Annotated in this window: 19 protein-coding genes and 2 pseudogenes; 8 read left to right on the top strand and 13 right to left on the bottom strand. The window is 72.8% G+C overall.

Annotated elements, in window-relative coordinates:
• Positions 1 to 111: 111 nt before the first annotated feature.
• The 5 genes and pseudogenes from JXZ78_RS02400 to JXZ78_RS02385 form a co-directional block, all read right to left on the bottom strand.
• Entirely contained in the window at positions 112 to 744 is a 633-nt protein-coding gene (locus tag JXZ78_RS02400; RefSeq protein WP_341865867.1) for a GMC oxidoreductase, read from the bottom strand.
• A 24-nt stretch (positions 745 to 768) separates the two neighbouring features.
• Positions 769 to 1,032: pseudogene (locus JXZ78_RS40095) on the bottom strand (GMC family oxidoreductase N-terminal domain-containing protein); the annotation flags it as partial.
• Positions 1,033 to 1,099: 67 nt separating this feature from the next.
• Positions 1,100 to 1,675 (bottom strand): annotated as a pseudogene (locus JXZ78_RS40985) (GMC family oxidoreductase N-terminal domain-containing protein); the annotation flags it as partial.
• Between the two features lie 135 nt (positions 1,676 to 1,810).
• Positions 1,811 to 2,722, bottom strand: coding sequence for an ANTAR domain-containing protein (locus JXZ78_RS02390; RefSeq protein WP_078624029.1), 912 nt, complete (start codon positions 2,720 to 2,722; stop codon positions 1,811 to 1,813).
• Between the two features lie 171 nt (positions 2,723 to 2,893).
• Positions 2,894 to 5,689, bottom strand: coding sequence for a helix-turn-helix transcriptional regulator (locus JXZ78_RS02385; RefSeq protein ID WP_030018599.1), 2,796 nt, complete (start codon positions 5,687 to 5,689; stop codon positions 2,894 to 2,896).
• Between the two features lie 196 nt (positions 5,690 to 5,885).
• Between JXZ78_RS02385 and JXZ78_RS02380 the strand changes: the two genes are divergently transcribed.
• The 4 genes from JXZ78_RS02380 to shc all read left to right on the top strand — a co-directional run bounded on the left by JXZ78_RS02380 (position 5,886) and on the right by shc (position 9,772).
• Positions 5,886 to 6,647, top strand: coding sequence for a hypothetical protein (locus tag JXZ78_RS02380; RefSeq protein ID WP_030018598.1), 762 nt, complete (start codon positions 5,886 to 5,888; stop codon positions 6,645 to 6,647).
• 203 nt (positions 6,648 to 6,850) lie between these two features.
• Positions 6,851 to 7,258: a CD225/dispanin family protein gene (locus JXZ78_RS02375; protein WP_050502168.1), complete on the top strand. Its 408-nt coding sequence runs from the start codon at positions 6,851 to 6,853 to the stop codon at positions 7,256 to 7,258.
• An 83-nt stretch (positions 7,259 to 7,341) separates the two neighbouring features.
• On the top strand, positions 7,342 to 7,635 hold the full coding sequence (locus JXZ78_RS02370) for a DUF2752 domain-containing protein (RefSeq protein ID WP_050502167.1): 294 nt from the start codon (positions 7,342 to 7,344) through the stop codon (positions 7,633 to 7,635).
• A gap of 148 nt (positions 7,636 to 7,783) precedes the next feature.
• The gene (shc, locus tag JXZ78_RS02365; protein WP_033037208.1) at positions 7,784 to 9,772 is read left to right on the top strand and encodes a squalene--hopene cyclase; all 1,989 of its coding nucleotides are present in this window, start codon (positions 7,784 to 7,786) and stop codon (positions 9,770 to 9,772) included.
• On the opposite strand, the gene JXZ78_RS02360 is transcribed toward shc, so the two are convergent.
• The 5 genes from JXZ78_RS02360 to JXZ78_RS02340 form a co-directional block, all read right to left on the bottom strand.
• Positions 9,769 to 10,617, bottom strand: a complete 849-nt coding sequence (locus JXZ78_RS02360) for an integral membrane protein (RefSeq protein WP_030018594.1) — start codon at positions 10,615 to 10,617, stop codon at positions 9,769 to 9,771. The genes shc and JXZ78_RS02360 overlap by 4 nt on opposite strands.
• Complete coding sequence (locus JXZ78_RS02355) at positions 10,614 to 11,249, bottom strand: ABC transporter ATP-binding protein (protein ID WP_106968696.1); 636 nt, start codon at positions 11,247 to 11,249, stop codon at positions 10,614 to 10,616. The genes JXZ78_RS02360 and JXZ78_RS02355 overlap by 4 nt, the downstream gene beginning before the upstream one ends.
• A 13-nt stretch (positions 11,250 to 11,262) precedes the next feature.
• Positions 11,263 to 12,162, bottom strand: a complete 900-nt coding sequence (stsC, locus tag JXZ78_RS02350; RefSeq protein WP_030018592.1) for a somaliensene A/B synthase — start codon at positions 12,160 to 12,162, stop codon at positions 11,263 to 11,265.
• Between the two features lie 79 nt (positions 12,163 to 12,241).
• The gene (locus JXZ78_RS02345) at positions 12,242 to 13,309 is read right to left on the bottom strand and encodes a polyprenyl synthetase family protein (RefSeq protein ID WP_030018591.1); all 1,068 of its coding nucleotides are present in this window, start codon (positions 13,307 to 13,309) and stop codon (positions 12,242 to 12,244) included.
• A gap of 317 nt (positions 13,310 to 13,626) precedes the next feature.
• Complete coding sequence (locus tag JXZ78_RS02340; protein ID WP_030018590.1) at positions 13,627 to 14,703, bottom strand: type I phosphomannose isomerase catalytic subunit; 1,077 nt, start codon at positions 14,701 to 14,703, stop codon at positions 13,627 to 13,629.
• Positions 14,704 to 14,958: 255 nt separating this feature from the next.
• Between JXZ78_RS02340 and JXZ78_RS02335 the strand changes: the two genes are divergently transcribed.
• On the top strand, positions 14,959 to 15,132 hold the full coding sequence (locus JXZ78_RS02335) for a CsbD family protein (protein WP_030018589.1): 174 nt from the start codon (positions 14,959 to 14,961) through the stop codon (positions 15,130 to 15,132).
• A gap of 234 nt (positions 15,133 to 15,366) precedes the next feature.
• Here JXZ78_RS02335 and JXZ78_RS02330 read toward each other — a convergent pair whose 3' ends face one another.
• Positions 15,367 to 15,753, bottom strand: coding sequence for a VOC family protein (locus tag JXZ78_RS02330; protein ID WP_030018588.1), 387 nt, complete (start codon positions 15,751 to 15,753; stop codon positions 15,367 to 15,369).
• A 355-nt stretch (positions 15,754 to 16,108) separates the two neighbouring features.
• Here JXZ78_RS02330 and JXZ78_RS02325 point away from each other — a divergent pair, with 355 nt between their 5' ends.
• Positions 16,109 to 16,783, top strand: a complete 675-nt coding sequence (locus JXZ78_RS02325) for a hypothetical protein (protein ID WP_030018587.1) — start codon at positions 16,109 to 16,111, stop codon at positions 16,781 to 16,783.
• A gap of 48 nt (positions 16,784 to 16,831) precedes the next feature.
• Here the strand turns inward: JXZ78_RS02325 and JXZ78_RS02320 are convergent, their stop codons facing one another.
• Positions 16,832 to 17,248 carry an SRPBCC family protein gene (locus tag JXZ78_RS02320; protein ID WP_030018586.1) on the bottom strand — a complete coding sequence of 139 codons (417 nt, stop codon included), beginning with the start codon at positions 17,246 to 17,248 and terminating at the stop codon, positions 16,832 to 16,834.
• Positions 17,249 to 17,497: 249 nt separating this feature from the next.
• On the opposite strand from JXZ78_RS02320, the gene JXZ78_RS02315 reads away from it, so the two are divergent.
• Both JXZ78_RS02315 and JXZ78_RS02310 read left to right on the top strand, forming a co-directional pair.
• A complete protein-coding gene (locus tag JXZ78_RS02315; RefSeq protein ID WP_030018585.1) occupies positions 17,498 to 18,031 on the top strand; it encodes a 2,4'-dihydroxyacetophenone dioxygenase family protein in 534 nt (177 codons plus the stop codon).
• A 123-nt stretch (positions 18,032 to 18,154) separates the two neighbouring features.
• Positions 18,155 to 19,156, top strand: coding sequence for a helix-turn-helix domain-containing protein (locus tag JXZ78_RS02310; RefSeq protein ID WP_078624028.1), 1,002 nt, complete (start codon positions 18,155 to 18,157; stop codon positions 19,154 to 19,156).
• A gap of 51 nt (positions 19,157 to 19,207) precedes the next feature.
• On the opposite strand, the gene JXZ78_RS02305 is transcribed toward JXZ78_RS02310, so the two are convergent.
• Positions 19,208 to 20,581, bottom strand: a complete 1,374-nt coding sequence (locus JXZ78_RS02305) for a hypothetical protein (protein ID WP_157851487.1) — start codon at positions 20,579 to 20,581, stop codon at positions 19,208 to 19,210.
• Positions 20,582 to 21,031: the final 450 nt, after the last annotated feature.

The raw sequence follows: 21,031 nt of genomic DNA, 5'->3' as shown, positions 1-21,031 counted from the left end.
CGTCCTGGCCTTCAGCGTCAGCATGACAAACAGCGGACGACGAGGGGCGGACGCGGACGACGGCGAGGCCGACCGGGCCGGTGCCCGGCCGGCCGATGCCACCTGCCGAGGTCAGCCCTGGCCTGCTGTGATCATCTCTGCCGCCCGCTCGCCGACCACCATGGAGGGGGCCATCGTGTTGGCGACCGTCACATGGGGCAGTACCGAGGCGTCTGCGACGCGGAGGCCGTCGATGCCGTGCACCTGGAGCCGGGCGTCCACGACGGCGTCCCGGTCTCGGCCCATCCGGGCCGTGCCGCTCTGGTGCCAGTACGTCTCGACGGCGTTGCGCAGGAACAGGTCGAGCGTGTCCGCCGCAAAGGACGCGGGGGACACCTCCCGCTTGGCGAACGGGCGGAGCGCGGCGGAGTTGCCGACCTCGCGGGCCATGGCGACCGCGGACAGGGCCGAGCGGACGTCGTCGGGGTCGGCGAAGAAGTTCGTCTCGACGCGCGGCCCGACCAGCGGGTCCAGGCTCGCCAGGCGGACCCGGCCGCGGCTGCCGGGACGCAGGCGCATGGCGGGCATCAGGGTGAAACACCGTTCCGGCGGCGGGTACTGGGCCGCGCTCTCGGCGGAGACGGACGGGGCGGGCGAGAGGTACATGACGAACTCCGGCGCGCCCGGCCGCGTGTCGTCGCCCCAGAAGCATACGGCCTGGCTGCGCGTGGGCACCGGCATCGGCACGTCCTCGGCCTCCCACATGCAGGGCAGGCGTATGTGGTCGTCGAGGTTGCGGCCGACACCGGGCAGGTGCTGGACCACCGGTACGCCGGCGGAGCGCAGTTCGGTCTCGTCCCCGATCCCGGACCGCATGAGGACGGCCGGGGTGCCGATCGCGCCCAGCGACAGCACCACCTCCCGCGCCGCGTGCGCGCGCACCGGCTTGCCGGCGTGGACGAACTCCACGCCGGCGGCCCGGCCCCCGGAGAGCAGCACGCGGGAGACCGTCGCGTGCGGCAGGACCGTGAGGTTGGGCTGCCCCAGGAGGGGGGCGACATAGCGGCTGAGCCTTCTCCATCAGGGCACCGTTGGAACTGTCGAAACGGGAGACGCCGGTGGACTCGGCGCCGTCGAGGTAGGCGGTGAAGAGCGGGTGCACGTCCTGCGCCGGCTGGATCCGCATGGGCCCACCGCTGCCCCGGCGCTCGGGGTCGGGCGCGCCCTGCCAGTCCTCGATCTTCCGGTAGAGCTCCAGTACGTGGGCGTAGCCCCACGCGGGATCGCCGGTCAGCTCGGCGTAGGAATCCCAGTCGCTCCGGTGCCCGCGGGCCCACACGCCGGCGTTGACGGCGCCGCCCCCGCCTAGGCCGCGGCCCGTTGCGTAGGCGAGCCGGCGCCCGTTCAGGCGCGGGTTCGGCTCCGTGACGTGGTCCCAGGTCCGCTCGGTGCCGAGGTTGGCGGGCCACAGGTCGGGGTTGCGCACGCGCTCGTCATCGTCGTCGCCGCCGCTCTCGACGAGCAGCACCGTGACGGCGGGGTCGGCCGCGAGCCGGCCGGCCAGGACGGAGCCGGCCGAACCGGCCCCGCACACGATGTAGTCGAAGGCGGCGCCGTCGTCGACGTGGTCGGCGAGTCCGGTCCGGTGCGGCAGTGCGGCGGCCGTGGCGGCGTCCTGTCCGGGCGCGTTGCTCATGCTCATCATCTCCTTGCAGCCGGGTACTGAGCGACTGGCGGTCCCCCCGTACCCGTTCCGCGGCCGGCGCGTCGAAACGGCCGGACCGGTCGGGCTGTTCGCCGTCGCCACTCCCCAACCGCCCGGAACGATCTCCTATTCCGTGCGCCGCCGGGCCGGCCCGGCCCGTAGTTCTCTGCCGCGTCGGTGCAGGTCTTCCAGAGCGTTCAGCACCATCGTGTCCTGGTGCCACTCCAGCCACCGGCCCGCCTGGGCGGCCAGCCCGTCCAGGGCGGTGGCCTGCACCCGCGTGAGGTCTTGTCCCGGCCGGGGGAGGTGGAGGGAGAACACCCCGACGACACGGCCCGCGGACGAGAGCATCGGCAGGCTGTGCGCGGTGCGGCTGCCGACCGCGAGGATCATTTCGCGGGCCGGTTCGCTGATCGCCGGATCGGTGGCGACGTCCGAGACGACGCGGACCCGGCGCCGGGCGGCGAGGGAGCAGGACGTGCCGTCCTCGACCACGGTGAAGAAGTCGAGGAACTCCTCGCTGAGCCCGCGGTGGTGCGCCATCCGGAGACTGCCGGCGGACTCCATCACCTGCAGATCACCCATGGGCGCCTCGGTGAACGCCAGCGCCTGGTGCAGCACCTGCTTCAGGACGGTGCTGCGGTTGACCTTGTCCGGGCGGTGGCCGGGCAGGAACCGCAGCGGGGGAGCCGCCCGGCCGGACCGGCCGGGAAACCACAGGCCCCGCTCGTCGTCGGGGCGGGGGACGGAGACCACGGCGGACGCGAGGTTGCGCAGTTTCAGGTTGTGCTGCTGAGAGCAGCGCTTCATCAGCTCGAACGCGGTCTCCGCGTCCGGGAGCCGGTAGCGTTCCTGGAGCAGACCCTGCGCGTGGGATATCAGCGGATGGGCGAGCAGCTTGCCCCGCAGGTCCCGTACTTCCCGGCGGAGCCGGTCGATCTCCCGCGACTCGCCGTTGCGCGTACCGTCGGCGTCCGGCGGCACGGCGGCCGGGTCGGGGCCGTGCGCCGCCGGCGGTGGGTCCACTGGCTCTTGCATGGCGATACTCTCCCTGGTGAGGCCGTTTCCAGGGCGCCGCGAGCAGTCAGCGGCGGGCTGCTCGGGCGGCACCCCGACCTCTGTGAACCTAACCCATCCACCGGCGGCGCCCCGCGGGAAGCGGACATTACGGACGCCTTGTGGCAGGGGTCACCCGGTGCGCGACGGCGCTCAGTCGACCAGTTCGCCGGACGCCATCAGCCGTGTCAGCTCGGTCCGGGAGCGGACGCCCAGCTTCCGGTAGACGCGCGTGAGGTGCGCCTCGACCGTCTTGCGGGAGACGAAGAGGGAGACCGCCGCCTCGGTGTTGTTCAGGCCGCGGGCCACCGCGCGGGCCACCTGGAACTCCTGCGGCGTCAGTTGCTCCCAGACACCGTCCGGCGCGGCCGGTGCCGTCGGCGGAGCACCCGTGGCCGCCAGCTCACCGGCGGCCCGCCGCGCCCACGGCACCGCACCCAGGCTCTCGAAGCGCGCCAGCGCCGAGGCGAGCGGGGCCCGGGCGGCGGCGGGGTGGCGGTAGCGGCGCAGCAGTTCCGCCTCGCACAGCAGGGTCCGGGCCTGCTCGAACGGCTCGCGGATGCGCTCGTGCGCCGCGAGGGCGGTGGCGAACGCGGCCCGCGCGGCCTCGTACGACGCGGCCAGCAGGCCCCGGCAGCGGGCGGCGGCGGCTTCCGCGGCCGCCAGCCCGGTGGCCCGCGCCCGTGCCTCCAGCCAGTCCGCGACCTCCCCGGCGCGGGCGGTGTTGCCCGTCCGCAGCTGCGCCTCGACGAGATCGGCCGCGCACGGCACCACCAGCGGATTGCCCACCCCCTGCGCGGTGACCAGCGCGAAGCTCTGTTCCAGCTGGTCGGCGGCGGCGCAATGGTCGCCGTGGGCGAGCGCGGCCAGCCCCAGCGCGGCGGTCAGGTGCCGCTCCAGACAGCCGATGCCGTACCCGCCGACCTCCCGCCGGGCCCGGCCGACCTGCTCCTCGCACCGCACCCGGTCGCCGCGCAGCGCGTCCAGCCGGGCCAGGCACGCCAGGCTGTAGCCGACGCAGGAGATCTGGCCCAGCTCCTCCGACCAGTGCAGGGCCTCCGTGGCGTCGCCGTACCCGGCGTTCCAGTGACCGACCCGGGCCTCCAGATCGCTGCGTACGGCCAGCGTGAACGGCAGGACGCCGGGCGCGCTGTGCCGGCGGGCCGACTCCACGGCGGAGTTGAGCAGCCGGCGGCTGCGGTCGCGGTCCTCGACCCAGTTCCACGCCTGCCCGGCCAGCGCGTACAGCTGCTGATTGCGTACGGGATCGCCGGTGCAGTGCCCGTCGGCGGCGCCCAGCATGGCCACGCCCCGGCCGATCTGCCCGGAGACCGCCAGCGCCGAGCCGAGCAGAGCCATGCTCAGCCAGCGGTCCGGCCCCGACTCGGAGGCCAGACGGAACGAATCTTCGGCGGTCCGCACGGCTGCGGCCACCCGGCCGTCCATGCTGGCGGGCACCACCGCTTCAGCAAGCAGGACACACGCCCGTACGGCATCGGTGCGGCAGATGGTGCGCGCGGCCTCGGCGAGGAGTTCGTAAGCGCGCGCGGGCTCACCGTTCCAGGTGTGGATGCGCCCCAACAACAGCTCGATGTCGGCGCGCACGGAGGGCTCCGTGGTCGTACGCAGCGCTTCCTCGCACCACTGGGAACTGGACGCCGAGCCGCCCAGGAAGGCGTCGGACGCGGCGCGGTGCAGCAGGTCCGCGCGCGCTGCCCGGTCTTCGGTCAGCTCCGCGGCACGCCGCCAGGTCAGTGCCGACTCCTCGAACGCGCTGCGCCTGCGGGCCTCTTCCGCCGCCTCCGCCAGCGCGGCGGCGGCCTGGGCGTCGGGGCCGGTGGCGGCGGCCGCCCGGTACCACGCGTGCAGCGGGCCGCGCGTGACCTGCGCGAGGGCGCCGAACGCGGCGAGCCGGTGGGCCAGCGGCGCCCGACCGAGCACCAGCGGGCGCAGCACGGGATGCCGGAAGTCCAGCCCGTCACCGGTCGACGTCACCAGGCCGTCTTCCTCGGCCGGGCACAGGGACGACAGCGACAGGCCGAGCACCCCCAGCGCCTCGCACAGCCCGGCCAGCGCGGTCGACCGGTGCGCGGCGAGTACGGTGAGGGCCTGCCGGGTGGCCTCGGGGAGCGCGTTGATCCGGGCCGACCAGGCGCGCTCCAGATGCCGCCCCAGCGACGGCGGGTTGTGCATCGGCTCCTCGCCGCGCGTCTGTTCCGGGGTGAGGGAGCGGGCGGCCTCCAGCAGGGCCAGCGGATTGCCGCCACTGATCTTCACCAGGTCCGCCTCCACCGCCGGCGCCGTCACGACGCCCGCCCGCCGCAGCAGCTGCCCGCACTCGCTCCGCGACAGCCCGGTCACCTCGACGGACGGCAGGCTGTGCGGCGCGCCCGGCTCACCGGGCTCCTCGCGCGAGGTGAACGCGAGCGCCACCCGCTCGCCCGCCACCCGCCGCGCGACGAACAGCAGCACCCGCTGGGAGGACGGGTCGACCCACTGCAGATCGTCCACGAGCACCGCCACCGGCTTCTTCTCGCCGAGCGCGGCCAGCACGTTCAGCGCGCCCATGCAGGCCGCGTACGGGTTGGCCAGCGGCTCCCCCGACAGGGCCAGGCACGATTCCAGCGCCGCGCGCTGCACCCCGGGGAGCTCCCTGAATTCCGCATCAAACGGGAGCAACAGGTCGGCGAGCACCGCGAACGGCAGGACCGTCTCCGACTCGATGCCCCGGGCCCGCAGCGCGGCGTCCCCGGCCTGCTCGGCGGCGTACTCCAGCAGCGCCGTCTTGCCCACGCCGGGCTCGCCCCACAGCAGTAACGCCGCACCTCCGTCCGCCCCGGCGGCCAGCAGGTCGTCGATGAGACGGCGTTCGCGCCCGCGGCCCACCAGGCCCGGGCCCGCCGGGCGGGGGAGCCGGGACGAGCCGGTGGTCCGTCGCCTGCCGTCCATGTCGCCCCCCGGGCGCTCGCATGTCCCGTGTGCGGCCCGTACTCCGGCGCCGGGACCATCATGCTCCCCCGGGCAGCGCCCCTGAAGGGCCTCGCACATTCTTCGGGCACATGTGGGGACCTCCCCGAAGCGGCCGCGTCGCGCGAGGAGTTGAGTGGGGGCACGCGCGGACACGGAGAACCACGGGGGGCGCGCTATGACAGGCTCCGCAGGGCCCGTTCCTCGGCTGGACGCGGTCGAGATCAAGGCCACGTTCTCCGGCGCGCGGGCGGAGGTGGCCGCCAAGGCTCTGGCACCGGACGACGGGGGCGTCTGGTGCCAGGTCTTCTTCTGCGAAGGCCCCCGCCACCGCCACCCGGGCGAACTGCCGCTGCTGGAGGCCGGGGTGATCCTGCGTCTGCGGTCCCGCCAGGGGAAGAAGGGCGACGCCACGGCCAGACTCCGGCCCTGCCGCCGGGCCCGCGTCCCCGCCCACTGGCTGGACTACCACCGGCACGGTGACGACGAGCTCCGCCTGGAGAGCGACTGGGCGGGGGAGCGCCAGGTCCTCTCGGCCTCCCTCACCCGTACCCGGGACCGCCGGGGCATCGACGCGGCGGCCGCCGGGCACCGCCCGCTGCACACCGCCTTCTCCGCCGCCCAGGAACGCTTCCTCGCCGACTGCGCGGACCTCGCCGTCGACTTCCGGGAGCTGACCGTGTACGGGCCGGTGCGCGCCCAGCGCTGGCGCGACGTCCGCCGCCGGCACCACGAACTGACCGTCGAACGCTGGTCACTGACCCCGCCCACCGGGCCGCCGCTGGACTGGCTGGAGGTCTCCGAGCGGGTGGAGCCGGAGGGCTCCGAGGTCGTCCGGGCATCGCTGCTGGCCCTGCTGCGGCAGCTGGACCTGGAGCCGGACCTCGAACAGGAGAGCAAGACCCGGCGCGTCCTGGAGGCGCTGACCAGGGACGCATGAGGGCACGAGGGGGGAGGTGGGCAGCAGGGGGGCCGCCGTTCCGCCTGGCGTGTTCGAGGCCCGGGGCCAGCGGGTGGTCATGCGTACGACACCGCCCGCCCGGGCCGGTGCCACATCGGCCAGCGGCTCTCCGGCACACGGGAACCACCGGCACCACCGGCAGCCCCTACGGGCCGACGCACCGACCGGACAAGGAGGCCGTCATGGCCTATCCGCAAGGCCCGCCCGGCGAGGACTGGGGCGGCAAGACACCCTCGACCGGCCCGTCCCGGCCATCGCCCGACGGGCCCCCGCCGCCGCAGTACCAGCCCCAGTACCCGTCCCAGCCCCAGCACCAGCCGCAGTACGGCCCCGGGTACCAGCAGTACGCCAGGCCGCCCCAGACCTATCTGATCCCGGCGATCCTGGTGACGCTCTTCTGCTTCCTGCCCACCGGCATCGCGGCCGTCGTCTTCGCCACCCAGGTCAACGCCAAGGCCGGCGCCGGTGACCTGGCCGGTGCCGAACAGGCGTCGAGGAAGGCGAAGCTGTGGACGTTCCTCAGCCTCGGGATCGGCCTCGTCGGCGGCCTCGCCGTCGTCCTCTCCAACGCCGCGGGCGGTGGCTACTGACCACGCCCGCGCCGGACCGCGCCCGGCGCCGGACGCTCGAAGCCTGGTCCGGCGCCCTGCTGTTCGCCGCCCTGACCGTGCTCGTGGCCGTCCGCGATCCCGAGGCCCCGGGCCACTACCCCAGCTGCCCCCTCCGCTCCGCGACCGGCCTCCTCTGCCCCGGCTGCGGCACCTTACGGGCGCTGCGCGACCTCACCCAGGGCGACGTGGCCGCCGCCCTGGCCCACAACGCGCTCTTCGTCGCCGCCCTGCCCCTGGCCCTGTTCTCCTGGCTGCGCGCGGTCCGGGGCCGGCCGCCGGTGCTGACCTCGGTGTGGGCGGGCGTGGCGGCCGTGGGGGTGCTGTTCCTCTGGGGCGTTCTGCGTAACTGCGGATGACCGGTGCGCGGGGGCCGGGGAGGTGCGGGACACTCCTCCGTGGGGCTGACAGCGGCAGACAGGTGATATCCCGCGCGCCTGGTGCGCCCGCGCGGGAGATGCGGGCAGCTTCCTGGTGTCCGGTCCACCAGCGAGGTGCAGGAGTTCCATGACGACGACGGCCGACGACGCGGCGGGAGAGAAGAGCCCGCACCCGGCGGGGGCAGCGGGCATCAGTTTCGCGCACCCACCGTCCGACGGGACGGAGGAAGCGGCTCGGCGCGCGGTGCTGCGGGCCACGGACCACCTGCTGGCCCGGCAGCACACCGAGGGCTGGTGGAAGGAGACCTTCAGCACGGATGTGAGCTATGACGCCCACGACCTGTTCCTGCGGCACCTGCTGGGCGTCCTGGACGAACGGGTGGCCGCTGCGAGCGGCCGGTGGATCCGCTCGCAGCAGAGCGCGGACGGCTCCTGGCCCCTCGTCTTCGACGGCGCGGGTCACTTGGGCACCACCGCCCAGGCGTACGTGGCGCTGCGGCTCGCCGGGCACCGTCCGGACGAGGAGCACATGCTCCGGAGCGCGGCGTGGGTGCGCGAGCGGGGCGGCGTCGCGGCCGCCCCGCTGGAGGCCCGTATCTGGCTCGCCATGCTCGGTCTGTGGAGCTGGGACGATCTGCCCGAGATTCCGCCGGAGATCGTCGCCCTGCCCAAGTGGGCCCCGCTGAACATCTATTCCTTCGGTTTCGTGATGCGCCAGGCGCTCGTCGCCCTCAGCATCATCAGCGCGCACCGGTTCGTGCGGCCGGTCCCCTTCGGCGTCGACGAACTCGTCGCCACGTCCGACGGCACCGACGCCGCGCTCCGTACGCCGGCCCCGGTCACCAGCTGGGAGGGCGTCTTCCGGCGCGCGAACACCGCGCTGCGCGCGTACCGCCGAGTCGTCCCCCGCCCGGTGCGCGCGATCGCGGCGAACGCGGGGGCCCGCTGGCTTGTCGAACGGCAGGAGGCGGACGGCAGCTTCGGGGCGTGCACCCCCATCACCACATGGGTGGCCATCGCCCTGCGTCTGCGGGGCTACTCCACGGACCACCCGGTGCTCAAGGCCGCTTTCGGTTTCCTGGACGACTGCGCTTCCTGGCCCGCGGACGGTGTACGGAAACTGCAGACCGTGCACGGTCCGGTCTGGGACACCTGCCTGTCGATCACGGCACTGCGCGACGCCGGCCTGTCCGCCGGCCACCCGGCGCTGGTCAGGGCCGCGGACTGGCTGCTCGCCCGGCAGACCGACCGGCCCGGCGACTGGGCGGTACGGCGGCCCCACCTCGCTCCTGGAGGGTGGCCCTTCCAGTTCCACAACCAGAATTACCCCGACCTCGACGACACCTCCGAGGTGGTTCTCGCGCTGCTCCGCGTCGACCACCCCGAACCGGCACGCGTCGACGACGCCGTGCGCAGGGCGACGCGGTGGAGCCTGGGCATGCAGAGCGCGAACGGGGGGTGGGCGGCCTTCGACGCCGACAACACCAGCTCCCTGCCCAGTAAGCTCCCCTTCTTCGACTTCGGCGAGTACTGCGCCGACCAGCCGACCGCGGACGTCACGGCCCACGTGGTGGAGATGCTGGCGGCCCTCGGCATGGCGCGCGACCCCGCCACCCGGCGTGCCGTGCGCCGGCTGCTCGGGCAGCAGGAGGACAGCGGCGCGTGGTCCGGGCGCTGGGGAGTCAACCACGTCTTCGGCACCGGCAGCGTCCTGCAGGCCCTCTCCGCGGCCGGGACGCCAGGTGACCATCCCGCCGTCCGGCGCGCGGTCACCTGGCTGACGTCGGTGCAGAACGAGGACGGCGGCTGGGGCGAGGACTGGGAGTCGTACGCCGATCCGGAGCGTCTCGGCCGTGGCCCCTCCACCCCGTCACAGACGGCCTGGGCGCTGCTCGGACTGCTCGCCGCGGGGGAACACGACAGCGACGCGGTGCGCGCCGGTGTGCGCCTCCTGACCGATCGGCAGACGGACGCCGGGACCTGGGAGGAACCGCAGTTCACCGGCGTACTCGTCCCCCGGGCCGTGGCCTGCCGCTACGGGTACTACCGGCATGTCTTCCCTCTCATGGCCCTGGCCCGCTACACCCGCCGGCACCGCCCGGAGGACATCCGCTAACGAGACCGCCGCAGGGAGGCCCGCACGGCCGCCTCCGGCGGGCCGGCCGCGGTCACCGGTGCGGGAACCCCGGTGGCCGCGGCGCCCACCGCGCAGTGGGAGCGCGTACGGACGTGGAAGACGAGCAGGGCCGCAGCGCTGGTCGCGGCGGCCCAGGCGAGCGAAAGCAGGCTGTGGGACCAGGGGGCGCCGGAGGTGAACGCGGCGGCCAGCGTCAGCTGGTTCGCGCCGTACAGGGGCAGTACTTCGAGACCGGACAGGTCGACCACCGTGAAGACCGGGTTCTGCAGGCCGGTGTCGACCAGGCTGAGCATGATGACGAGGAAGAAGCCCTCCAGCTCACCACGGACCAGCGATCCCAGCAGCAGGCCGATGCCGCCGTAGGCGAGGCCGGCGCCGCAGAGGCCGAGGGCCAGCGGGCCCAACTGCCGTACGGACACCGAGGTCCCGAGCACGGCCACGGTGTACAGGGCCAGGAGAGCGGCGATGAGGGCGACGGCGGTGACCTTCGCCAGCAGCATCGGGACGCGGGGGTAACCGGCCAGCAGCAGCCGGCGGTCCACCTCCCCGGCCTTGAACGTCTCCATGAACGTCACGAAACCGGTGACCAGGGTGACGGCGGCGAGCGCGTTGACGACCTGGCTGACGTGGCTCGCCTGCGCGGCGGCTTCCGTGCCGAGGGAGTCCAGGGGGAAACGCACCTCCCGGTCCGAAGCGCACAGGCGGGCCACGGCGATCCACCCGGGAATGAAGGCGACCGCCAGGAGCAGGGCCATGCGATTGCGCAGCTGGCCGAGGAGCGTGCAGTGCAGCATCTCGGCGAACGCCGCCGGGTACGGCCTCATCGGGCGGTCTCCTCGGTTTCCAGGCGGCCTTCGCGCAGGTGGCGGACCGCGTCGAAGTGGTGCAGGTCGTGCAGCAGGTGCGAGACCACGACGATCGAGCGGCCCGCGTCGCGCAGGCGGGCCGCCAGCGCCCAGAAGCGCTGGTGGGTGTCCCAGTCGAAGCCCTGGTACGGCTCGTCCAGCACCAGCAGCTGCGGATCGTGCATCAGGGCGATCAGCAGGTTCAGCTTCTGCTGCGTCCCTCCGCTGAGCTCCCCCGTCCGCCGGCGCCCGCAGTGGGCGAACCCCAGTACGTCCATCAGCTCGTGGGCCCGCGCCAGCGACGGCAGCCGGTAGGCCACCTGGAACAGCCGCAGATGCTGCAGGACGGTGAACGACTCGTTCAGCACCGCCTGCTGCGGGCAGTACCCCACCGCACCGGCGCGCACCACCGTGCCCCGGTCAGGTGTCAGCTGCCCCACCGCGATGCGCAGCAGCGTGCTCTTGCCCGCGCCGTTCTCGCCGACCACACCGACCAGTGCCCCGGGTGGTACGTCGAGGTCGGCGCCGCACAGCACCTGCCTGCGGCCGTACGCCTTCCAGACGCCCTCGATACGCAGCCGTGACTGCCGTTGCGTGACCTCTGACGGCACATGGGCCCTTTCGTCAGCGAAGTGTGTAGATGGAGGCGGCGAGGGCGAAGGTGTACCACTGCTCCACCAGGCGGTAGCTGCGCTGGTCCTGCTCCGGGCCGCGCAGGAGCAGCACCCTGGCCGCCAGGAGCAGGCTCAGGCCGCAGAGAAGGACGTCGGTGGCCACGAGCCACCAGTGCCGGCCGGCGGGCGCCATCAGGAAGTGGTGGATGAACACGGGGCCGACGGCGAAGCCGGCGCACAGGAAGATCCGGGTGGGCAGTTCGCCGAAGACCAGCGGCATGGTGGAGCGGCGGACCGCGCGGTCACCGTGCATGTCGCGCAGGTCCTGGACGGACATCAGGAAGGTCACCGTGATCGTCAGCGTCCAGATCCAGCGCCAGGCGTCCGGCGTGAGTCCGGTGACGATCTCCCACGCGGCCGCCAACTGGGCGATCACCCCGATCCCGGCGTACAGGTTCCTGCCCAGCCAGTGGCGGCCCCAACCGTACTCGTGCTGGAGCAGGGAGAGGATCTGCCACATCAGCGCCCATTTCAGGACGCCCAGGCAGTAGCCGTAGACGGGGAAGGCGATCCGGACGGCGATCAGGCGCAGTTGGGCGCCCCGCACGGTGCTCTCGCCGGTGACCAGCGGCCGGAAAGGCTTGTTGAGGCGGTCCTCCTCGACGCCGACCAGCTGATTGGCCAGGGTGTGCTCGTAGATGAACAGCCAGAAGTACACCGCTCCCAGAGCCACGGTGGCCCCGGCCCCGGGCAGGGACAGCCGCGTGTGCACGGTGGCCGCCGCGACGAAACAGGTGCCGGGGAAGATCGTGGTCCAGCGGTCGACGCGGATGAACAGCCAGCTCAGGCGGATCTCCCGCCAGACGGTCTGCGCCACCGCCGTGGGTGCGCTCGTCGTCGGGGTCGTCATGGGGCGGCTCCGTACTGGTCGGGCAGCGGTTCCCGGTCCGCTCGGCTCGCGGTGCCGTCGGCGGCCGGGGCCGCCGTACTCATGCCGTGCGGTGGACGGCCGCCTCCGCTACGGCCCTGAGCGTGCGCACCGCGCTGCGCGTGAAGGGCGCCGCGTCCAGGACGTCCAGCGCCTGCCGGTACCGTTCCGCGATCATCCGCTCGACGTCGGCCCGGGCTCCGGTGCTCGTGAGGATGTCGCGGACCTCCGCGGCGCCCGGCTCGTCCAGCTCCGGATCGCCGAGCAGCGCGCGCAGCCGGTCGGCCTGCGCGGGAGCGGCGGCCCGCAGCGCGCGGACGACGAGGCTGGTGCACTTGCCCTCACGCAGGTCGTCCAGGTGCGACTTGCCCATCCGGTCCGGGTCGCCGAACACCCCGAGCACGTCGTCCCGGAGCTGGAACGCCTCGCCGAGGGGCACACCGTAGGCGCTGCAGGCGTCCAGGACCTGCTGGCCCGCGCCGGCCAGGGCGGCGCCGACCTGCAAGGGCCGTTCGATGGTGTACTTGGCGGTCTTGTAGCGGACGACGGTCAGCGCCGTCTCCATGCTCACGTCGAGATCGCCGGTGGTCAGCAGGTCCAGGTGCTGGCCTGCGATCAGTTCGGCCCGCGCGAGGTCGACGACGCGCAGTACGGCGACGCGGTGGGCGTCGGGCATGGGCGTGGTGTGCAGCAGTTCGTCGGACCAGACGAGGGCGAGGTCGCCCACCAGAATGGCGCCACTGGTGCCGAAACGGTCCGCCATTTCCGGCAGCGGATGCCGGTCGGCCAGCAGCCGGTGGACCGAGGGGCGTCCCCGGCGACTGTCGGCCGCGTCCATGATGTCGTCGTGCACGAGGGCGCAGGCGTGCGCCAATTCGATCGAGGCGGCCAGTCTGACGGCGTGCGCGGGGTCTCCCTCACCGCCCGCGGCCCGCCAGCCGGCCACGCACAGCAGCGGGCGGACCCGCTTGCCCCCGTCGATGAAGTCGCGCAGCAGGAGGACGAGCGCCGACTGGCCGGGGACCGCGGCGGCCTGCGCCCTCTCCGTCAGGAACGAGGACAGCAGGTCGTCGATGGCGGCGCGGGGGGCGAAGAACTCGGACTCGACCGGAAGCGTCTCAGTACGCATCGGAAGGGCGCGTCTCCGCTCCGTGGGCCGACTCGAGCGGGTGCCCGACCAGGTGCGGACCGCGGCCGGCCGGGCCGGGCCGTCGCCGGGCCCCCGGATCTCCGTAGCTGCGGCGAGCACGGCCCGAAAGGACCGAAGCCGGCGGGGTCTGGGCCGGCCGAACGCGCTGTTTGTTCATTCATCCAATCCTTCGGTCAACTTCCGCCCGTGCCTCCGAACGAAACGTGGGCTTAGTTGATGTACACCGAAGTCCAAGGAAATCATGCCTGTACGGCCGTTTTATACCTATTTGTTGTAACCGTTTGGCGGAGGAAGGTTCAGGCGGCCGCGCCCAGCCCCTCGCCCAGCGCGGCGATGGCCTCGGGGGAGTGGCCCGCCGCGCGCAGCGGGGCCCGTACGTCGTGTTCCAGGTCGGGGAGGTAGCCGAGGAGTACGTCGGCGGGGCCGTGGACACGGACGCCGGAGGCCGTCGCGGCGGGCAGCAGAAGCGTCTCGGCCGGGCCGAGGGTCTCCCGTACCGCCCCGCAGGTCACCTCCGTCGCCGCACCGATGTTGCTGAGCACCACGCACGTGTCGAACGCCGGCACGGCGTCCCCCGGCGCCCGTACCCGCCAGTTCTCCAGCGCGAAGTACGGCCCGGCGCACAGCATCCGGCGCTCCACCCCGCCCTCCGCCGGCAGCCGCAGCCCGGCGTGGAAGTCCGGGCGGTGCTCCGGCTTCCACTCGCACAGCAGCGCCTCGACGTTGGCGCGCCACTGCGCGTCGTCGATCGGCGCGCCGTCCTCCATCCGGTGCCGCATCGCGTGCTGTTGCAGGTCGGAGGTCTGCTCGATCTCGTAGACGAGGGTGTTCGGGCCGAAGCTGTGCGGGGTGCCGCCCGGGACGTACAGGGTCTGGCCCGCGCGTACGGGCAGGCGCCGCAGCACGGCGTCGAAGTCCTGGTCGAGCAGCGCCTGCCGCAGCCGGCCGTGGTCCACGCCCGGCCGTACCCCGGCCAGCGCCGTGCTGCCGGGCGGCGCGTACAGGATGTGCCAGGCCTCCGTCTTGCCGTTCGGCTCGCCCTCCCGCTCACGGGCCGCCGTGTCGTCGGGGTGCAGATGGACCGGCAGGGGCCGGTGCGCGTCGATGAACTTCGTCAGCAGCGGGAACCGGGAGCCGCGCCAGCCGCGCCCGACCAGCTCGTCGGGGTGGCTCAGGGCCAGCTCCCGCAGGGTGTGACCGGCCAGCGCCCCGTTCAGGACGTGGGAGTGTTCCCCCTCGACATCACTGATCTCCCACGTCTCCGCCACCGGCCCGTCGGGCAGCCCGGTCCGGCCGAGCCGTTCGGGAACGGCCCGGCCGCCGAAGACGTGCTGCTTGGCCGGTGTGGTCAGCCGCATCGGATACCAGTTCATCGTTCGAGTACACCCCTGCTTTCCGCGCGTCCGGATTCATTACGCCGACCACTGGCGCGCCCCGGGCCGCCCGTACGGCGGGCGCGGCGGCGCCGCGTGGCGCATGGCGGCGGGTGCCCGGCGCGGACCGGCCGAATCCCGCCCCTCGTCGGCGCGGGGATTTCCGCCCGTTCGAAATCGGTCTGTTTACCGGCCGGGCCGACGGGCACGCGACTGACTGTCAAGGAAACGGCCCGATCGAAAAGGAGCGCGACCATGACCGCCGAGAAGAAGACTTCCACGAAGGCCGACCGCGCCAAGGGCGCCGTCAAGGAGAACGTCGGCCGTGCGGTCGGCAACGAGCGCATGACGGCGGAGGGCCGCGCGGAACGCGCCAAGGGCGACATACGCGAGGCGGGCGAGAAGGCCAAGGACGCCTTCAAGCGGTGACATCACCGGTGTGACCCTGCCCTTTCCGGGGCAGCCGCTCCGATGTGACCCTTTGTGCCCCTGGGTGATTTTCTGCGCGCCCCTCTGAAAAAGCGCGCGGATATGCGCATACACATCAGAGTTCCGGGCGGTGGCTCGGCGGAATTCCCGCCGGACCATCGCCCGGCCCTTTTTTTCGGGACGTGTCCGGTAACGTCGACGGACACGTCCCGGACCCGTTGCGGTCCGTCGCCGCTACGCCTCGGCGTCCTGCGGGTACCAGCGCAGCTCGACCGTGTTGCCGTCCGGGTCCAGGACGTACACGGACTGCGCGTCGCCCCGGGCGCCGTACCGCCGGCCGGGGCCGTCCACGACCGTGAAGACGCCCGACTCGACGACCTCCTGCCAGTCCAGCGGCTCGACGACCAGGCAGATGTGGTCGACGTTGGACTCGCCGCGGTCCCCTTCGACGAGGTCGATGATGGTCGTCGGGCTCACGCGGGCGGAGGGGAACGGGACCTTGCCCGCGCGCCACTCCTCGACGCGTACCGGTTCGAGGCCGAGCGGGCCGCAGTAGAAGCCGAGGGCGCGCTCGGCGTCCGCGACGTTGAGGACGAGGTGGTCGAAGGCGATGACGCGCATGGGGTTCGTCCGTCTCCTGGCTGGAAAAGGGGCTCGCACGGTGCGGTCCGCCGCTGGCCGGCGGGTTGGAATGGACGATAGCGGGTGCGCCCGGCCGTGTGATCGGCCGCCGGGTCTGCGTCCGAGGTCCCGGTGGGTGGCGACGGAAGTCCCGGTCGGTGGCGGACCGGCAGGTGAGGCCATTGATCCAGACCAATCGGGACGTTTCTGAATCAACTACAACTTTACCGTCACTTGGTGTTATGGAAACTCTGTTTACACCAGCCTCTCAGACAACAGGCGGCGGTCGTAGGCCTGTTGAGGAGTCAACGACCGGTCGCGTTCACGAGGCAAGGCGAGAGGCAGGAACAGCAACATGGCGATGAACCGCACCGTGCGGTACGGAGGGCGTGCGCTGGTGCTCGCGGCGGCGGCCGCGGGCCTGGCCGCGGCGACGGCCGTGCCCGCCGCGGCGGCCGGAGGGCCGGACCGCAAGCAGCTGATAGCCGACTGCGCCTCCGGCGAAGGCAAGTGCACCTTCAACGAGCCGGTACTCGGCAAGGCGTACCTGGGCGACTTCCGGCAGGTCTCCAACTCGCTCTACAACTGCAGCACATCGCCCGCCACACAGTCGATGGGCTGGTCCGACACGGTGGGCTCCACCGACACGGCCGGGGTCTCCGTCACCGCCGGCGGCAAGCTCGCGGGCATCATCGACCTCAGCGTCACGGCGCAGTACAGCCACACCTGGTCCAGCTCGCACACCGAGAACAGCTCGCTGAACATGACGGTCCAGCCCGGCGAGGTGGGCTGGATCTCGCGCGCCCAGGTCATGCAGACCGTCTCGGGCACCTGGCAGACCCACTACGACAGCCCCAAGTGGGGGCACTACTACTGGTACGTCCCCGACACCGTCACCGGCCCGGCCGCCAACGGTACGGACGGCGTCAGCAACGCGGTGGTGGTCAAGACCCGCACGATGACGGCGTCCGAGAAGGCGTCCTGCTCCGCCGGCGCGCACCAGGGAGAGACGTTCCAGCTCAAGCGCTGACGGGCGACGGCGTGCGGGCACGGCGCGGTGTCCGCACGCGTGCGTACGTCAGCCGGCGCCGCCGCCGTCCATGCGCAGCCGTACCAGCTCGTCCAGCCGCTCCAGGCTGCGGTCCAGCTCGTCGGTGACCGCGTCGGCACCGGGGTCGTGCTGCTCCTCGAAGAAGGACAGGTGGACCGTCACCTCGCTGGCGCCGCTGCCGATGCCGGCGACCTGGAGCCAGCCGGCGTAGCTGCCGCTGTCCCTGGTGCCCCACTCCAGCCGCATCTGGTCCCGCTCGGCGCGGAAGAGGCCGGCCTCGTCCGCGCCCGTGCGGTCCTCGTGCACCGTCACGGCCGGCAGATCCCCCGCCTCCACGTGCAGTCCCTGCGGCAGCCAGCTGTCGAGTTGACCCACGACACTCGCCTGGTCGAACACATGCTCGGGAAGTGCGGGCATCGTACGGGAACGCTCGTATTCGCTCATGCCAAACCCATCGTCGTCGCAAGCCTTCCGTGCCCCCTCCGTACCGTGTGCCCGCGAACGGCGTCCGAAGGCCCACAACCACCCGTTCGCTGGGACCGGGTCCGCCCATCAGCCGCACCGTCATGGGTCGCGGCGCCGACGGCGGCAACAGGCAAGCGCGGTGTCCGCCCCGGGAAAGACAGGGCGGCCGTGGCCGGGTTGACTTCCGGCCACCGACCCCACCCGACCGGACGGAACGCGGAGCACGCCATGCCCGAGCAGCCAGGCGACGAGTTCTGGAAGAACCTCCAGCCGATCAAGGACTCCGTCCAGCCGGACGCCCTGCCCGAGGTGTACGTCCCGGACGCGGCCACCGACGACGACCGGTACTACGCCCCCTTCACCGAGACCGTGGGCTCCCGCCCGCTGTGGATCAACGTCAAGGACAACACCTGGTCCGACATCCTGTGCGCCAGGGAGGCGGGGCTGGTCAACCGGCACTACCACCCGCACGAGGTGTTCGCCTACACGATCTCCGGCAAGTGGGGCTACCTGGAACGGCCCTGGACCGCGACGGCCGGGGACTTCGTGTACGAGGCGCCGGGCGAGGGGCACACCCTGGTCGCGTACGAGAGCGACCAGCCCATGAAGACCCTGTTCATCGTCAAGGGGCCGCTCATCTGGCTCGACGAGAACGGCGACCCCACCGGCTACTTCGACGTGCACGACTACATCGCGATGTGCCGCGCCCACTACGAGCGGGTGGGCCTCGGCGCCGATCACGTCGACGGGCTGTTCCGCTGAGCGGGCGCCGCCCCTCCCGGGCCGTGTCCGGGCGCGGCGCCCGGGAGTAGGCTGCGCCTCCCGGCCCGGCCTGCCCGGCCGGGGCCACGCCATCGGACACTCGCGCACGGCAAGGAGGCGGAGGTGCCCGGACATTCCGCCGCCCGCTACTCCCGCATGTCGACCCGGACCGTCGCCCCGGCGGACCGGGTGGGTGTGTGGGAGGACTACAACCGGCGGGCCCTGGTCGGCCTGCGCTGCTCCCCGTACTCCGAGGACGGCCTGCTGGCCACCCAGACCAACACCGGACTCGGCGGTCTGCGGCTCGCCGACATCGCGGGCAACGAGCACGTCGTCGAACGCAGCCCGCAGACCTGCCGGACGTCCCCCAAGGACTCGGTCTTCGCCTCGCTGCTCGTCTCCGGCCAGGCGGTCTTCCTGCACAGCGGAGGCTGCTTCACCCTCGCCGCCGGCGACCTGGTGCTGTACGACACCCGGCGCTCGTACCTCCTCGGATTCCCCACCGCCATGCGCCAGCTCCTGGTGGACGTGCCCCGCGAGGTGTTCACCGAACGGTGTCTGCCCGGCGGCGTGCCCGTACCGCTGGTCTTCAGCAGCGACACGGCGGCCGAGGCGCCGCTCCTGCGCCGCCTCGAAGCCGTACTGTCCGGGCGCTTCGGCGGCCCGCACCCCGGCGACGCGGCGGCGGCCGAGCGCGGCGTGCTGGACCTGCTGCACTGCCTGGCCGTACGCGGCGGCCCGGACGGTACGGACCAGGGAACCCGGTTGCTGCTCGCCCGGGACCACATCGACCGGCACCTCGCCGACCCCCGGCTGTGCGCCGCCCACGTCGCGGACGCGCTCGGCATCTCCACACGCCAGCTGAGCCGCGACTTCCGGCAGACCGGCCGCAGCCCGTCCCGCCACATCCTCGAACGCCGCCTGGAACGGGCCCGGCAGCAGCTCGCCGACCCCGCGTCCGCCCGGCTGACGGTCGCGGACATCGCCCACCGCTGGGGATTCGCCAGTCAGCCGCACTTCACCCGGGTCTTCCGCGAACACTTCGGGCGGACGCCGGGAGAGGTCCGCCCGCCGCGCCGTGCCCGGAGCGACGGGCAGGAAAAAGCCCTCCGCGCGGAGAACTGACCGCACGGAGGGCGCCGGGTCCGCACCGGCCGGCGCGGACCCGGCCGGGTGTCAGTCGTCGAGGGGCACGTTGTAGACGACGCGCCCGTTCAGCTCGGGGCGGGGGCGTACGTACTTGCGGTACGGGGATTCGTTGGAGACCCAGAGCTGCTCGGTGGCGGGCCAGTACGAGAGGTTCTCGGCGGCCGCCGGGGTACGGCTCCACACCCGCACGGCACCGCCGGAGTCGCCCCGGTACAGGCAGTACGGCTCACCGAACACCCGGCGGGCGTCCGGGCACATCGCGGTGAAGTAGAACCGCTCGTCGTGCTGGACGACGCCTTGCGGACCGGCCAGCGGAACGCGGTACCCGGCGCTGGCCCGCACCAGCCCACGCCCGTCGGAGCGCAGGAGGTGGGACGACGTGCTCAGCGGCCAGCGCACCACACGGGAGGTCGGCGAGCTGGTCTCGACGGTCACCAGCGACGGCGCGAACGACGAACCGTGGTCGATGGAGGCACCGCTGAAGCACGGCGTCTCGTTCGAGCCGCTCCCACACCCGTTACGCCCGACGAAGGAGTACTGCGCGACCTGCGGCAGCGCCGCCGCCTGCCAGTTGGCGCTCACCGAGCCCCGGCTCACCCCCACGCGCCCGGAGGACGTGGTGGTGGCCCACAGGTGGCGTACGTCGAAGACGCGCAGCCGCTCGCTGCTGTACAGGAAGAGGTAGGGGCCGTACCAGGAGAGGGTGTCGCCGTGGCCCTTCAGGGCGGTGAACCCGCCCTTGCCCTGCGGGGTGACGAGCAGGGCACTGCGGTACCGAGGCCGTCCCCGGTCGGTGACGTCCGTGAAGGACACCTTCATGAAGTGGTCGACCAGCTTGGCGCCGCGCCAGGGGCGGTTCCTGGGGTTGCGCGGGGCACTCGGGTGGTCGTAGCTGGACGCCCAGCTCGCGGCGACGATGCTGCGCCCCTGCCAGCGGCCCGAGCGCGGCTCGGCCTCACCGGACCCGGTGAGCCCCTGCGGAACGTACGCCCAGCCCAGGTCGTCCGCCGACCCGCGCTGCCAGCAGAAGCCGTCCGCGCCGCTCAGCGGCACCCTGGTCGGGCAGCGCGACAGATGCGTCGCCGCCTGCGCACGGGAGTTCAGCCAGGACGTGAGGGAAGCGGGGCGCAGCTGGCGGTGGCGCCGTTCGAGTGCCAGAACGCGTCCGCCGTCCGAGCCGTCGTACCGGAGCTGGAAACCCTGGTGGCCGATGGGGGTGATGACCCCCTTGGACCTGCCGCCGGGCATGGCCCGCTGCGGGAGCTGCTCGTGCTGGAAGGCCCGCTGCTCGCCCTCGTGGGCGTAGCGCGACGAGTCCGCGGCGGCCGGCGGCGGCTCCTGGGGCGTCGCCGCCGGGGCGCCGACCGTGAGGGCGGCCGCCAACGACCCTACCGCGGCCACCAGGGCTGTACACCGAGAAAACTTCAATTCTACCAGCCACTCTTTCCGCAATTCCGTCCCCGGCCCGCGCGCACGGCGGTGCCGGGGCACGGCGCGGTGCGGACGCGGGGCGGGGGGAGGTGGTTGCAGCGTCATGGGGCTCCCCGAATGGCAGCTCCCTGATCACGGCAGAAAGGATTCCACTGATAAGCCGTCCTGGTGGAGTACGTCGGCGCCAACAGGCGCGTACTTCACCCGTACGAGGTATGCGTGGTGAGGGCTGTGCTGGTGCTGAAACGTTTTCGTCGGTAAATAGGATGAGCTTTTGGAAAGATGATGGGAATGCGGAAAACGGGCCGTCCTGCTCCTGTTTTCCGTGCGTTTCCGCCGAGTGCGGCGATGTTCCGCCGAGCGGCGCCGCGTTCTCCGGAGGCGGCCGGGGGTCATCCCGAATGCCCTTCCGAAAGTCGA

Origin of the sequence: Streptomyces monomycini (assembly GCF_022271435.1) — a bacterium.
In the GTDB taxonomy this organism is placed as follows: Bacteria; Actinomycetota; Actinomycetes; order Streptomycetales; family Streptomycetaceae; genus Streptomyces; species Streptomyces monomycini.
This window is presented reverse-complemented; position numbering and strand designations above follow the sequence as displayed.